The 13,462-nt window shown below is 34.3% G+C and carries 16 protein-coding genes; 9 read left to right on the forward strand and 7 right to left on the reverse strand.

Annotated features, from left to right (window positions below):
* Window positions 1–57: 57 nt before the first annotated feature.
* Window positions 58–966, forward strand: a complete 909-nt coding sequence (locus HNP77_RS10935) for a hypothetical protein (RefSeq protein ID WP_184653305.1) — start codon at window positions 58–60, stop codon at window positions 964–966.
* Between the two features lie 3 nt (window positions 967–969).
* The gene (locus HNP77_RS10940) at window positions 970–1,941 is read left to right on the forward strand and encodes a hypothetical protein (RefSeq protein ID WP_184653307.1); all 972 of its coding nucleotides are present in this window, start codon (window positions 970–972) and stop codon (window positions 1,939–1,941) included.
* Here HNP77_RS10940 and HNP77_RS10945 read toward each other — a convergent pair.
* Complete coding sequence (locus tag HNP77_RS10945; RefSeq protein WP_184653309.1) at window positions 1,922–2,500, reverse strand: hypothetical protein; 579 nt, start codon at window positions 2,498–2,500, stop codon at window positions 1,922–1,924. The two genes, HNP77_RS10940 and HNP77_RS10945, sit on opposite strands and share 20 nt — an antisense overlap.
* Window positions 2,497–3,033, reverse strand: a complete 537-nt coding sequence (locus tag HNP77_RS10950) for a hypothetical protein (protein ID WP_184653311.1) — start codon at window positions 3,031–3,033, stop codon at window positions 2,497–2,499. The genes HNP77_RS10945 and HNP77_RS10950 overlap by 4 nt, the downstream gene beginning before the upstream one ends.
* A 106-nt stretch (window positions 3,034–3,139) precedes the next feature.
* Between HNP77_RS10950 and HNP77_RS10955 the strand changes: the two genes are divergently transcribed.
* From HNP77_RS10955 to HNP77_RS10970, 4 genes are all read left to right on the forward strand, one after another.
* On the forward strand, window positions 3,140–3,586 hold the full coding sequence (locus tag HNP77_RS10955; protein WP_184653313.1) for a hypothetical protein: 447 nt from the start codon (window positions 3,140–3,142) through the stop codon (window positions 3,584–3,586).
* A 228-nt stretch (window positions 3,587–3,814) separates the two neighbouring features.
* Window positions 3,815–4,180 (forward strand): hypothetical protein, encoded by a 366-nt coding sequence (locus HNP77_RS10960; protein ID WP_184653315.1) that lies wholly within the window; start codon window positions 3,815–3,817, stop codon window positions 4,178–4,180.
* 71 nt (window positions 4,181–4,251) lie between these two features.
* The gene (locus tag HNP77_RS10965; protein ID WP_184653317.1) at window positions 4,252–6,189 is read left to right on the forward strand and encodes a DUF262 domain-containing protein; all 1,938 of its coding nucleotides are present in this window, start codon (window positions 4,252–4,254) and stop codon (window positions 6,187–6,189) included.
* Between the two features lie 146 nt (window positions 6,190–6,335).
* A complete protein-coding gene (locus HNP77_RS10970) occupies window positions 6,336–7,319 on the forward strand; it encodes a Fic family protein (RefSeq protein WP_184653319.1) in 984 nt (327 codons plus the stop codon).
* Window positions 7,320–7,355: 36 nt separating this feature from the next.
* On the opposite strand, the gene HNP77_RS10975 is transcribed toward HNP77_RS10970, so the two are convergent.
* Window positions 7,356–9,695: an AAA family ATPase gene (locus tag HNP77_RS10975; protein WP_184653321.1), complete on the reverse strand. Its 2,340-nt coding sequence runs from the start codon at window positions 9,693–9,695 to the stop codon at window positions 7,356–7,358.
* A gap of 77 nt (window positions 9,696–9,772) precedes the next feature.
* The gene (locus HNP77_RS10980; RefSeq protein ID WP_184653323.1) at window positions 9,773–10,024 is read right to left on the reverse strand and encodes a helix-turn-helix domain-containing protein; all 252 of its coding nucleotides are present in this window, start codon (window positions 10,022–10,024) and stop codon (window positions 9,773–9,775) included.
* An 80-nt stretch (window positions 10,025–10,104) separates the two neighbouring features.
* On the opposite strand from HNP77_RS10980, the gene HNP77_RS10985 reads away from it, so the two are divergent.
* Window positions 10,105–11,325: a helix-turn-helix transcriptional regulator gene (locus HNP77_RS10985; protein WP_184653325.1), complete on the forward strand. Its 1,221-nt coding sequence runs from the start codon at window positions 10,105–10,107 to the stop codon at window positions 11,323–11,325.
* 14 nt (window positions 11,326–11,339) lie between these two features.
* On the opposite strand, the gene HNP77_RS10990 is transcribed toward HNP77_RS10985, so the two are convergent.
* Window positions 11,340–11,780, reverse strand: coding sequence for a C-GCAxxG-C-C family protein (locus tag HNP77_RS10990; protein WP_184653327.1), 441 nt, complete (start codon window positions 11,778–11,780; stop codon window positions 11,340–11,342).
* Window positions 11,781–11,825: 45 nt separating this feature from the next.
* Window positions 11,826–12,137 (reverse strand): ArsR/SmtB family transcription factor, encoded by a 312-nt coding sequence (locus tag HNP77_RS10995; RefSeq protein WP_184653329.1) that lies wholly within the window; start codon window positions 12,135–12,137, stop codon window positions 11,826–11,828.
* A 242-nt stretch (window positions 12,138–12,379) separates the two neighbouring features.
* Between HNP77_RS10995 and HNP77_RS12450 the strand changes: the two genes are divergently transcribed.
* Together HNP77_RS12450 and HNP77_RS11005 are read left to right on the forward strand one after the other, a co-directional pair.
* Window positions 12,380–12,502 carry a DUF4160 domain-containing protein gene (locus HNP77_RS12450; RefSeq protein ID WP_184653331.1) on the forward strand — a complete coding sequence of 41 codons (123 nt, stop codon included), beginning with the start codon at window positions 12,380–12,382 and terminating at the stop codon, window positions 12,500–12,502.
* A 9-nt stretch (window positions 12,503–12,511) separates the two neighbouring features.
* The gene (locus tag HNP77_RS11005) at window positions 12,512–12,862 is read left to right on the forward strand and encodes a DUF2442 domain-containing protein (protein ID WP_184653333.1); all 351 of its coding nucleotides are present in this window, start codon (window positions 12,512–12,514) and stop codon (window positions 12,860–12,862) included.
* Between the two features lie 72 nt (window positions 12,863–12,934).
* Here the strand turns inward: HNP77_RS11005 and HNP77_RS11010 are convergent, their stop codons facing one another.
* Window positions 12,935–13,453 (reverse strand): YiiX/YebB-like N1pC/P60 family cysteine hydrolase, encoded by a 519-nt coding sequence (locus tag HNP77_RS11010; RefSeq protein WP_184653335.1) that lies wholly within the window; start codon window positions 13,451–13,453, stop codon window positions 12,935–12,937.
* Window positions 13,454–13,462 lie beyond the last annotated feature (9 nt).

A 13,462-nucleotide genomic window follows, 5' to 3' on the forward strand; every position in this document is an offset into this window, starting at 1 on the left:
CGTGGCAGTTTTGTTAATCAAGGAGTGAAACAAATGAATACAGACCAGGAGTAAACAATGCTTTATTTACCATTTACATTTAGAGATTCAACGGAGGAAGAAATAGATCTTTTCTCAGAAGAATTCAGCAATGTATACAGACTTAATCCGGAAGTAAAGTTTACGACAGCTGAACTTCATAAAGAAAATTACGCGATTTTTGCAACAAAAGAAGAAAATGACGAAACCAGGATTTTATTCTTTCTCATTTTTGATCATCCGCTCAAAGAGTTTAAAAATGTCTATCATCTGTTTTGTGCCTTTATAAAAGAAGTGACCTATGTTGAACCAAAAAAAGAAAATCTTGGAAAGGCAAAACGAATCTGCTGGAACTTACAGGAAGAAGAATATCACATGTATTTTGAAGAAGTCATCTATAAACGAGGCGGAGACTGGTCTGTAAGTACTCCTCATTTTTATAAAGACGGTCTATTTGTTCAATACAATTATGAACGAAAGGCTTGGAAAGAAAGAGTAAATCATATTGACCGCTATTATTACGAGCAGAAACTAAGCGATTATTCAGAAGAAGAAAAAACACCGGAATGGTACAGTGACTATGAATACGCCGTTCAGTTGCATTTCTGTGAAGAAGACCTTTCCGAGATGACACACTACCTTACAAGCAGAAATTATGACAGAGAAAATAAAAAGATTATTCCTCTCTCAAAAAAAATGCTGGATAAAATTGAATCATATTGCGACAGCATCGAGTCTGCATGTAATAAGTATAATTGCGGGTCTCCGGTCTGGACTGATTTTCTGGATAAAAAATACAAATTACTAAAGGAATACAGCTCAAAAGATTATGATGAAATCTGGAGAATGGAAGATTTAAATGAACCGTATTTTGCAAAAACAAAAGCAAGGCTTGCCGGAATGTTCAGAACCATACGCGGCCTAAAACTACCACAAAAAGGAGAATAAGCTATGGAATACAAAATCTGGATAGCCACATATCTTAATTCGCCGCCTCCCTACCCTATAGAATTACCGGCAGAAGAAATTGAACGTAATGCCTGTATCTGGAAAACAGAAGAAACCGTATGGCGTCATATCGGCACGGTCGATTCTCTCGAAGCCGCCCATTACATAGTTGAAAATAATAAAGGTTCTTACAAAGATGCGGACGGTGTCTGTTACTACCTGGAATGTGAGCCTGACGACGAATGTTACTACTGTTTCGTCAAAATTGAGTATGGAGATTCGATAGAGTACTACGATTGCTATGTGCCTGGGAAGAAAACTCCGTATGGAAGAAGAATGTGGGATTATATCGATGAATCTCAGGGAGCCTTTGTTAATAAGAAAGGCGAAATTGTAGCCATTGTAGATATGTGCAATCCTTTTACATATTCAATATTAAAACATTTTTACAAAGAAACAAATGACATCGATTTAACTAAGGAAGACTATTTCAGGCTATATCCAAAAAGAGCAAAGGGGCTTACATTTGCAGTAGATATACCTGAACATGAATATGATGAAACTTTTACATTTGGTTATATTCTCAAACAAGAGATACTGCAGAGTTTCGACAAGCTAGCTGATTTATTAAACGAAATGTGGATTCCTTTTTTACTGAAACCCGTAGATGGTCCCTGGTTATCAGCAGAGAATATTGAGATTCAGAATAAAGATTTACAGGAGTTTGAAAATGAGGCTGAAGATTTAATAAAATTATTACAGAAAAATCCTGCACAGATAAAAAATCAACTAACAGAAAATGAAAATTTCAAAAAACATCTTTCATTCCGCTTGAACGATTTGGCTTTTCTATATAGTACCTACAAGGAATATGAGGATGTTGCTTCAAATGAATATGCTCAGAAAGCGTTTGAGGCATATCTAAAATTTGAAGCAATATGTAAACTGCTGGATGTTACTCCAGCTCAAGCTTAATTTCCGTATAGAAGTTCTTCTTTGTTAATCCCAAAACTTCCTTAAATGACAACCTGTGTTCTTCTACCATGTAATAAAACGGATAGGAAATATCATGGTATATTAAGCCTCTAATCGGAGTTGCAAATTTCTTATTGAACATACTCTCATCAAAATAAAACTTCCTATCTTTACTGCTGTGTTCATTTATCAGCTGGCAGTAATAATCATTCCCATCTGGAAGTTCCAGGTAACAATAGAGGCCGGCATTAATACAGTAATCCGGGTATTTTTCTGCTAATCCCCAAGCTTCGACATCGGCTTCAACTTTACGAAGTTTCGCTACGTATTCGAGATAAACTTCATGGGTCATATCGCTGATTTTCAAAAGTTTTTCAATGTTATCCTTATTGTTCAGATCAAACCTGTTGTTTTGTTTATGTATATCTTCCCAGCGTAAATCTCTGATTTTGTCACGAAATTTCTCTTCTTTTGTAATTAGTTTTTCTGCATACTTTGGTCCTGGAAAATAATAATCTGACTGATATACAAATTTAATTTCCTTTTTAGTTTTCTTCATTTTTTTACCACCTTATTAGAAAGATACTCATCGCGAAATTTTATGAAATCAATCTGTGCTTTCCTTATAACATTTCTTTTTGTAATTACGAAATCGTTGATTTTATTCCAAACATTATCATGTGAAGTTTTGCAAATTTGCTTGTTGATAATTTCAAGTTGCTTTTTTATATCTGGGATAAAATCATTGTCTACTCTTTTTATAAATACGTTAATTCTGGAAATAATATCATCAATGCTGACTTGATTTTCTACCTCATATTTTTCATTTAATAAATGCACAATAGCTTCTTTAATCCTATCAACATATACAGGAAGAATATCTTTACCCTTCATGGAATTTATATATTCAAGAATATCTTTTTCCCATTCTTTTATATCTTTATGAATATCCTTCTGAAGATTTTTATTTTCGCAGAGTCCTTCCAAGGCGGAATAAACCCCACCGTCACAATATAAACTAGAAAAATATGCTAGCCCAAAATCAAAATCAAGTTCAATTAAATCAAATAATTCATTAATAACTTCATTCATATTCAAAGCCTCCTTCATTTCAGATAGTGGAATAATATACCTTCTTAAATTCTCATAAAATGAGAATTTAAGAAGGTATATTTATTTCAGATAACAGGAGAATATTATGACTAAAAAAGAAGAAGCTAAGGATTTTGATATGTATTTTTTGAACAGGCGAAAAACGCAAATTAATTATATTAGTTTTCCTCAATATTTTATTATGTCAAAATTTTATAAGCAGGAATATACAAGTCAAAGGGGACATAGGTTCGCTGTTTATATTCCCACAAAAGATTTACCAAAAGGCCTTGGAATTGAAATCGTTATGTACAATGCAAATGATGCCCGTTCATTGCCTAACTTATACCTGTTCCCATATAAACATAAAGATCGGGATGGTGTTGATAACAATTATGATTTAATCAGCCGCATAGAACTATCTGACAAACGTTCAGAGACGATTGAAGATATTATACCTCTTGAAGGTTATGAGGTTCCTGTTGATGTTCGTAATGCTGTTTTGCAATGGGCAAAAGAATCTAACAACTGGGAAACTGCAAAATCCAGCTGAGAGTCTTGTAAAAAGAATTTCATACATGATGTAGATGTAAAGACAATTACAAACGAACAGATTATCGCGCTATTTCCTTCAAAAACAGTTCGTGATTATCTTACAAAAATCAACTGGCAGTTCAGCGACCGCGACCGTGAATTAATCTTCCGCTATCTTTATTTGTAAGAAGAACCGTCGTACGAAAATGATTATGTCACGATTCCTTTTCCATTCAGAAGTGGTGACTTGGTTTATTGTATTGGGGAAGAAAATCATATTGGTGTTTTTTGCAGCTGCAAGGATGATAAAGATTTTTTTGAACATGATAAACGAATAAAGAATTTTGCAGATTGGATAGACGCCGGCAGCACACGAGTTGAGTTTCTTGGTAGTGACGGCAAGTTTAGTCACGAACATCCTTATGCATACAACCTTGAATATGCACAGCTTCCAGAGGATTCTGATAAAACATCACAAACGATAAAAGATAACCCTTACCAAAACGCACTCCAGATTGCTTCTGAATTGATTCGAGGAACTAACAGTTCAATAGAGTGTCTGCAAATGTATTGTGAAGAGTATGGGAAACAGAATAAAACGGAGAGTTTATAGAAGAAAAAGTGCAATTTTGCGAGAACTGTGGTATAATTATTGTATAGCTTTTTCTTAAGAGGGGTTCATTGATGATTGCAAAAGGCGAATCTTTATACTTTTTAGTAGACAAAGAGGATGATGCAATACAAGTTCCATACTTTCAACGCCCATATATTTGGAATCTTGAAAACTGGTCAGACTTATTAAGTGATTTGCTTAATAATAACGGTAAGCATTTTTTAGGTTCAATTATTTTAAAGAAAACATTGAAACCAGGTACAAATGAAACTGATACTACTATCATTGATGGACAGCAAAGATTAACAACTTTGAGTATTTTGATAAAAGTAATGTATGATTATTTAAAAGATTCAGAATACTGGGATACTTCTGATGATTCCATAGCTATAAATAGCCTATTCTACAAAAAAATTTACAATGACATTGAAATAAAATATAATCTCTTATTGAACCATAGCCACTTAGACGGAGAAGCCTATTCTAAGGTAATTGGTAGTGTTGAAAAAAATGGAAAACAACTTATAATAACTGCTCCTCTTCAAAATGAAATTAAACAAGAACTTCAAAAAGAGAAAATATTATACGAAGAAGCGATTGCAAATGGTAAAAAAATTAAAGAAATCAGCAAATATGATAAAGAACTAATTCGAAATTGTTATAAATTCTTTTATAAGCAATTAGCTGATATAAACTTAATAGATTTAAAAAAACTGTGGCTTTCTCTATTTGAGCAGAAAGAAAATAAGAACAATATTCTTGTAAGGATTGTAATTGATGATTCAGAACAAGAACAAGAAATCTTTGATACAATCAATAGTGCGGGAATTCCACTTTCACCTACTGATATTATAAAAAACAAGATTTATCAACAATTAAAAGAATGTGATATGCCTTATGATAAAGTTTATGAGTATTATAAATCAACATGGGAAGAAACTTTTGAAAAAGATGAAGATACAAGAAAATGGTGGCATACCCAAAAGAATATAGGTAGATATAAGAGAGATAATATTGAATTATTACTACATTCTGTTGCTATATGTATTGGTATATTTTCGACAGAGGATGAAGTTATTACAAATTTAGCAAAAGTTTATAAAACAGCAATAAATAAATTCACTAGTGTAAAAGAAATAAAAAAACTCATTGATATCATTATTTCTTATGCAAATATATATAAGAATATAATGCCCCAATTTAATCCTACAGAGCCGATTAAATTTATTGAGGTTAGAAAACGATTATCATGCATTTTGAATGTAAGCGAAACATCAACTTTCACACCATATATATTATATCTGTACAATATTTATTATGGTAAAAATGATGACCTTTTAGATAAACGTTTATGCATGGTTGAAAAAATAATTATGCATTATTTAATATCTGGCGAATCAAATAAAAATTTTAATAAATATTGTTACCAATTTGTAAAAAAGGAACAAGTAGGTGATGAGAAAAATCTCTTAGAATATGTTATGTCGGAACCTGATAAATTTTTTACAAATATTAAATTAAAAGAAGGGCTCGCTGAAGTTAACCCAAAACTTGGCAAGCTTTTTCTTTTTATGATTCAACTCCACAGATATGCAAAATTGGATCCTAAAGAAGATGATTATAACAAAGGTCTGGAATTTGAAAAGGAACGAGAATTAGAGCATATTTTACCACAAAAATGGTATAAAGATGAAGATTGGATAAACCAACGTGTAATTGGTAATGGAGATGAAAAGCCTGAAGAATATAGAAAGTATTGCGTTTCTTCTTTGGGGAATATGACATTGATAAAGAAGGGATTGAATTCTACAATTAGTAATAAAATTTTTGAAAAAAAATATAAAGGTGACATTGGTAAAAATAATGGAATGAGCAATTATATAAGTTTATCCATTTCAAAAGAAATTATTAATTATTGTCATAACTTTGTATGGACCGAAGAATCAATAAAAAAACGTGAAAATGATTTGGGTAATGAACTAATCGAAATATGGGGTTGTGATAAATAACATAAAAACTAAAAGAAAATTATTTTCCCATATATGTTATTCTTTTCATTACTAATGTATTCATATTTTTTATCGGCAAAATAAATCTTACTCCTGCATATACTTCTGCCTTTATATTTTGCCGATAACATGCTATAATCTTTCCTATGAGTAAGGTTAAATACATTTCTGTAGAAGAAGCTGCTAAACTCTGGCAAATTAGCGAACGCAGTGTACGAAATTATTGTACTCAGGGTCGCGTTGAAGGTGCTCTTTTAGAAGGAAAAACCTGGAAGATTCCATCAACCGCAAAAAAGCCGGATAGAAAACCTCGTCATTCTTCTACAGAAGAAACACTTCTTACATTCTTAAAACGCGAAAAAGAAGCCGGCCTTAAGGGTGGTATTTATCATAAAATTCAAATTGAGCTTACTTATAATTCGAATCACATTGAAGGCTCAAAACTTACTCATGACCAGACCCGTTACATCTTTGAAACAAAAACTCTTGGAGTTACAGATAAGGCCGTAAAGGTTGATGATATTATTGAAACAGTAAACCACTTCCGCTGCATAGATCTGATAATCGAAGGTGCACATACAAAACTTACAGAAAGTTTTATAAAGCAGCTTCATTTCATTTTGAAATCCGGAACTACTGACAGTCAGAAATCCTGGTTTAAAGTCGGTGATTACAAAATCCTTGAAAATGAAGTTGGCGGAAGTGAAACAACAAAACCTGCAGAAGTTGCAGGTGCAATCAAGGCTCTGCTTAAAGAATATAATTCTAAATCTAAAATTACTTTTGATGATATTCTGGATTTTCATGTACGTTTTGAATCCATTCATCCCTTCCAGGATGGCAACGGTCGTGTGGGCCGCCTGATTATGTTCAAGGAATGTCTTAAACACAACATAGTTCCTTTTATAATTACAGAAGAACTTAAGATGTACTATTATGACGGGCTTATGATGGCAATCAAGAGCCTGTCAAACGAAGATGTCAAGGCTTTAAGCGAAGCGTGCCTTGACGCTTCGTACCGTGGCATCAAGAACTGGAAGGAAGAAAGAGGCTTTCTTCGCGATACCTGCCTCACCGGGCAGGATGCGATGAAAGATACTCTGAATTATTTTGGAATAAAGTATGAATAACCAGTTCCAATAACGTAGAATTTTTCCTCCTCTCTATCAGACTACAAATCCAATTTTTCCATTGTTTGAATTACCTTCGTCCTTCCACTGCTTTTTCTTTTCTTCCTGAAGTTTTTTGAGTTCATCAAGAATGTAGGCAGAATTTACATCATCCGGATTCATAAAGCGGATACGGCTTGAAAGGGCGCCAAAGTCACCAGGAGTTACACTTTCACAATCTTCCAGTTCTTCGATTTCTTTATTTGAAAGATGGAATGAAGGGAAGTATTTTTCGAGCATGATTTTTATTCCGTCAAACTTCATCGGTTTAAATTCTACAAACATATGGAAACGTCGCTGCATTGCTGGATCCATTATGTTACGCAGGTTCGTTGTACAAATAAGGATTCCAGTAAACTCTTCCATCTGGGTAAGAAATTCATTTACAAGGGAGCGTTCCCAGGTGCGCTGTGCCTGATTTCTGTCATAGAAGAAAGTATCTGCTTCATCAAACAGAAGAATAGCATCATTCTGTTCAGCTTCTTCAAAAGCCTCGCGGATATGCTGTTCATCCTGCCCTACATACGGACTCAGAATGTCACTCGGGCGGCGGAGAATAATTTCTTTTCCAAGCTGTTCTGCAATATAACGGGCAAGCTCCGTCTTTCCTGTTCCGCTTAATCCATAGAAAAGCATTCGTATTCCGTTTTCTGTATTCTTGTTCTTTTCTGCATATTTGGCTGCATTCTGAACCATACTTACAATTTCATTAGGATCCATAGAAGCATTGAGAACACGCAAATCATATTCGGCTTTTACTTTATCACGCATTTTCTTTTTCTTTCCGTTAAGTAAAAGTGAATTCTCCTTCATTACGATATCCGCTTTTTTTAAGAGGGTATCTTCGTCCTTACATTCCATTGCATCAATTGTTTTTACAATATTTTCTACGCTCTGGCCGGTAAGATGATACTTATCAAGCATAGAAACTAATTCCGCTTTTGTATTTTCTGTAATGTCCATGTCTTTAAGTTTCTGTTCTGCAATGTTTTTCATCATTGTTTTAGGCATTGCTTCAAACCGTATGCTGAAAGTAAAGCGACGGCGAGTAGAATCATCAATCTGATGCTGATGGTTAATAATATATATTACCTTGTCCCTGTTGTTTTCGAGCATTTTATTAACAGTGCCTTTTGTTTTTGAAGGAGACATTCCAAAAAAGCTGAAATCCATAGTTCTTAAAAGAGAATCTGCTTCATCTACAATCAAAATAGAATCCTTGCGTTCCATAGAAAGAAGACATACAAGACGTCCTAAAACATTGCTGCGCTCATTTGTTTCCGCTTCATTCTTAAAAATATAAATCTGTTTTCCAGTCTGTCTGCAGAGTGATTTTGCAAGCTCCGTTTTTCCGCTGCCTGGCTTACCATAAAACAGAATTGAAACCGGATTTTTTCCATTCAACAAGTCGCTGCAAATTTCAAGTGATTCCTGCTTTACGGAGAAACTATTCAGGGAATAAGCATTGCTGCAGTCGAATGTTTTTAAGAGATCACTGAAATAGGGTTCAATACTCTGAGATTCAATACATTCATTCAGAGAAGAATCATAATTACCTTCATCATCGATAAAACCGAATGATTTTAATTTCTGGTCACTGCGAAGCATATAGGTCAGTTCTTTTTTCGTAATACCAAGCAGTTCAGGAATGCTGTTGTGGAGTTCATTTTGACAACTGCGGGAAAGACAACGTAAATCTTCATTTGTATCAAGACGGCACTCCAGAAGTATATAGCGGGCTTCATTTTCTGAAAGATTTACATTATCAATGAGAAATCTTGTTTTTGATACATCAAAGACAGCTTCTTTCTGTTTCTTTGAAAGATTCATACTTGAACTTAAAGAGATGTCATCTTCTTTTCCAAAAATAACGGTATTTATTATGGAAGAAAATACAGGCTTTTCAGAACAATACAAAACGCGGTGAAGATCTATCGTAATTTCATCTGCCCGGTCAGAGTGACGCATTGCACGTTCAACCTTTTTATCCTGCTCATATTCATACGGAATATCTGCATCCTCAAAACACATTTCTTCTGACGGAGGTGTTGTAAAGCGTTTTAATTTATTTTGTTTTTCAAGATTATGAATTTCCTTCTTTAAGACAACTTTTAAGCGTTCTGTTTTATTCAGATTTTCTGTATGTTCAAGAAAAACCTTTATGGCTTCATCATTATCATTAATTACATTTGAATTTGATTTTTCTTCAAAGAGGTTATAAAGATAAAAACAAATTGCGTAAGGTTCATCCTTAGTATAAGTAATTGAAGAGTTATTCATTTTTTTTAGCCTCCTGAGCCGTCTTCTTCTCATGTCTGCTACCGCGTCTCTACCCATAGTATTTCCTCCACTTAATTATTATTTAGATTGACTATCTTTTCGTGATAGTTTTCTTAATTAGCCAAGTTTTGCTTTTACATAAAGAAAACTCTCCAGTCTTTATTCAACGCTTCTGCCAGGGCACAGAGACTGCGAAAAGAAATATTTTTCCCCGTCTTAAGGCGGCTGATAGTTGCATGAGAAAGATTTGTGCGGATGCAGAGTTCATCTATAGATAAACCAGACTCAGCAATGTAACGCTTTACATTTGAAGCAAGTACATTCTGAAGATCAAATTCAAGAAACTCGGAATAAGTATTTCTTCTGACTTTCAATTCTGTCTTCATAAAACCTCCCTTGTTTTTCTTAAAATACGACTTTATAATATACAATGAGGTTCTCAAAAAATGAGAAGATGAGGCTTATTATGAAAAATGTGAATGATATTCTTGATGAAGAACTGAATAAACTTAAAATTTCAAAGACTGAACGTGAAATCCTTATTGAAGAATTTGAATGGCAGTGGGAAGACTTTTTAGACGATGAAGGCCCTAAACCACCTGCTGAAAAAATAAGAAAGTTTATAAAAGAATTTCTGAAAGAAAATGCAAAAGAAGAAAAACCGAAGAGACAGTCTCAGAAAGAGTCTGAACAGATTGATTGTATTATACGTGCTTTAAAACATGACAGGCAGCACCTGTCTATCAAAGATATGTCAGAACTTCTTATCAAAAACGGACTAAAAAAAGGTGCTTCATTTCAAAATCTTTACAAATGGCTTCCAGAAGAATTGAAGGAATATTGTGTAGAGAAAGATGCTGACGGGAAATATTTTTATAACAATACCTATGCCGAACAAAATAAAATAGTTCAAGAAATTGACAAAACAGAATTTTCAGAAGCTCAAAAAAAAGAACAAATTTCTATTATATCAAGTTTTCTTGATTCCATAAAAGATTCGCCTGTTTATGAAAAAGCAAAAAAGTTTCTGACAAAAGAAGAAGCAAAATTAAAATCTTTTGGAAATACCAACTCGGCCAATTATTCCAGAATTCTTTTTATGGGAGCACCAGTGGCAGATATAAAAAATGAAATTTGGGATAAAATATACAAGGCAATGGGAACGAATGCTGTTCTCCAGATTGAGTATACCCCGGAAGGAAAAACAAAAAGCGAAACTTATAAGGTGCAGCCATACCAGTTAATATTTGATAACGGAATATGGGATCTATGGGCTTATTGTTTGAGACAAAAACATGAAGGAAGGAGACTGTTCAATCTTTCAAGAATTTCTAGAGTTGGGATTCTTGAATTTGAAAAAAAATTTTTTCTTCCTAAAAATTATAGTTTTAAGAATTATGTTGTCGGTAACTTTGGTTGTTTTAATGATGAAAAACCTCAGGTTTACAAGATTAAATTTTCAAAAAACAGCTATGCCTGGTCATATTCTAAAAACAGAATATGGGGAGCAAAGCAAACTATTGAAGAATGTGACGACGGCTATATCTTAAGTTTTGAAGCAAGTCAGTTTATGCCGATCCTGCGCTGGATTTTAGGTTGGGGAAAAGATGTAGTACCTTTGGAACCTGCTGAATTAATAAAAAGCTGGAAAGACACTGTTCATGAAATGGCTGAACAGAGCGTTTAAATAGGCTTTATAACCTAATTTTCCCGGATTATTCCCTCAATTATTTCAACAGCGGCAGAAACCAGTGTCGGGCATAATTCTGTGAACAGTTTATTATCCACACAAAACTGATGACCTTCTTCTGAAGTAATATCACAGCCTAATAAATCGTTACAGATGCAGGAACCGCATTTTTCTTTAAAACGGGACATCATTAAATCATTTACCCTATTTGATGACTGAATTCCTTCCGTGTCGCCTATATATTTCTGTCCATACAATAATCCCAGTACCATCAGTGCACCGCTTACTGCTCCGCATACATGCCCTCTGCCCATGCCGCCTCCAAAACAGCTGCCAAGCCTGAGTGCCTCTTCTTCTGTAATTCCGCATTCAGTGGCAAAGGCTGCTAAAACAGACTGAGAACAATGTAATTTTTGTGAAAAATAATTTACCGCTTTTTCTTTATGGTTCATCATAGACCCCTTATATCTGTCATCAAAAAAGATTTCTTTATAAATTTAACAGCACTGTTTTTCAGATGATTTTTTCTCAGGCGAATTTTTACGCATAAGCACAGATACTGAACTTTTAAACTCTGAAATTGTTTTGCGGTTTATTGAATAATAAGTCCACTTCCCTTCTTTACGTGAATTAATAAGATTACATTCCGCGAGAATCTTCATGTGATGAGAAAGAGTCGGCTGAGTAATATTAAATGCATCAAGAATTTTACAGGCACATAATTCTCCGCCGGTCAGCATTTTTATAATCTGAAGACGGTTTTCGTCTCCCAAAGCCCTGCATATAAGAGCTGTTTCTGATTCATTCATAAATACCTCTCATAGATAAATATCTATATGATATATTTAGCTGATATATAGACAAATGTCAATATGACAGCCCTCGGCAAAATATCAACTGCGTGAGGGCGTGGAGCACCTTTAGTCCCGCGAAACGGGATGAGCCGACAGGCGAAGTGCGGAAGGCCCGACCCCGCGCAAGCGGGGACACGCCCGTACATATAATAGTTTTACTATGAATCGTTTAATGATATAATGCTACATGAGGTGAAATGCCATCTAAACAATTGAAAATGGTTATAGGTTGGGCAGCTTTTCATCAAACTGAATTACAGGAAAACTGGGAACTTGCAGTAAAAAAACAGGATTTGTTTAGTATCGATCCATTACAGTAGGAGGTTAGCATGCCAAATACAGTAGAATATTATATTTCAAAAGGTTTTGATTCTAAGGCAGCTTCTTATTTTGCTTCTGGCAGGAGAAAGCCTGTAAATGTTGTTCCTCAGGATTCTTTCAGACTGATTATAACCTTTGATAATAATGAAAAACGTTTATTAGACATGAGCTCTTATATTCAGAAGGGAAATGTATATTATATTTTAAGCGACAAATCTATTTTTAACCGCTGTTATATTGATTCTGATGGTTCTGTTTGTTGGGATAAAGACCCGAATATTGATAGTGAGAAAGACTGGTCGAATAAAATAGATATTGGTGCTGATAATTGTTATCTGGAAAGCAAAGCATTGTGCTAAAACCGGAGCATACCCCACCAGAAAGTATGTTTCTCCTTTATCCAGCGCAATGGCGCAAGCGGGGGCACGTCATTAATCCGCAGACAGTTTTCCTATGTACTGAAGTTTCTCTGATTTTGCAAGCTGACCTGGATTAGTTCCCGGCTGACCTGAAGGAACAGGCAGGTTCAGTTCTTTATAATATTCCTTCCAGTAATCCGTAATTTCTTTTTTGCCGTCACCAAACTTCATTTTAATCACATCAAAAATCGGAAGAATTTTTGCAACATATTGAGAACAGTAAAACTTTCCGTTGTCAGGATAAAAACTGTGATTGTATTCGCATCCTATATATTTTTCTGCCCTCTCCCGGATAAGATCTGCTTCAATCTCAGGATAACGGTATACAAATACACTGCGCTTTTCTTCAGCAAGGTATTCAGCCAGATTCTGTTTTGCAACTCCCCTTTTTCTTGACGCATGATAAATCATTCCGTCAAAATAAATTCCCACATGACTGTATTTTTCTGTTGCTTCAATTATCGCTTTTGAAAGTTCTGACTCATCCGTCATAAAAAGAAGATCACCGTTTTTTAAATTACTCGTATTCATTTTGTTTTC

Source organism: Treponema rectale (assembly GCF_014202035.1).
Lineage (GTDB): Bacteria > Spirochaetota > Spirochaetia > Treponematales > Treponemataceae > Treponema_D > Treponema_D rectale.

Excerpts from the sequence above, each read along its gene's own strand:
- HNP77_RS10985 (WP_184653325.1), top strand. The coding sequence starts at position 10,105 with ATGAAAAATGTGAATGATATTCTTGATGAAGAACTGAATAAACTTAAA.
- HNP77_RS12450 (WP_184653331.1), top strand. The coding sequence starts at position 12,380 with ATGCCATCTAAACAATTGAAAATGGTTATAGGTTGGGCAGCTTTTCAT.
- HNP77_RS10945 (WP_184653309.1), bottom strand. The coding sequence starts at position 2,500 with ATGAAGAAAACTAAAAAGGAAATTAAATTTGTATATCAGTCAGATTAT.
- HNP77_RS10995 (WP_184653329.1), bottom strand. The coding sequence starts at position 12,137 with ATGAATGAATCAGAAACAGCTCTTATATGCAGGGCTTTGGGAGACGAA.
- HNP77_RS10935 (WP_184653305.1), top strand. The coding sequence starts at position 58 with ATGCTTTATTTACCATTTACATTTAGAGATTCAACGGAGGAAGAAATA.
- HNP77_RS10950 (WP_184653311.1), bottom strand. The coding sequence starts at position 3,033 with ATGAATGAAGTTATTAATGAATTATTTGATTTAATTGAACTTGATTTT.
- HNP77_RS10940 (WP_184653307.1), top strand. The coding sequence starts at position 970 with ATGGAATACAAAATCTGGATAGCCACATATCTTAATTCGCCGCCTCCC.
- HNP77_RS11005 (WP_184653333.1), top strand. The coding sequence starts at position 12,512 with ATGCCAAATACAGTAGAATATTATATTTCAAAAGGTTTTGATTCTAAG.
- HNP77_RS10955 (WP_184653313.1), top strand. The coding sequence starts at position 3,140 with ATGACTAAAAAAGAAGAAGCTAAGGATTTTGATATGTATTTTTTGAAC.
- HNP77_RS10980 (WP_184653323.1), bottom strand. The coding sequence starts at position 10,024 with ATGAAGACAGAATTGAAAGTCAGAAGAAATACTTATTCCGAGTTTCTT.
- HNP77_RS10970 (WP_184653319.1), top strand. The coding sequence starts at position 6,336 with ATGAGTAAGGTTAAATACATTTCTGTAGAAGAAGCTGCTAAACTCTGG.
- HNP77_RS10965 (WP_184653317.1), top strand. The coding sequence starts at position 4,252 with ATGATTGCAAAAGGCGAATCTTTATACTTTTTAGTAGACAAAGAGGAT.
- HNP77_RS10975 (WP_184653321.1), bottom strand. The coding sequence starts at position 9,695 with ATGGGTAGAGACGCGGTAGCAGACATGAGAAGAAGACGGCTCAGGAGG.
- HNP77_RS10990 (WP_184653327.1), bottom strand. The coding sequence starts at position 11,780 with ATGAACCATAAAGAAAAAGCGGTAAATTATTTTTCACAAAAATTACAT.
- HNP77_RS11010 (WP_184653335.1), bottom strand. The coding sequence starts at position 13,453 with ATGAATACGAGTAATTTAAAAAACGGTGATCTTCTTTTTATGACGGAT.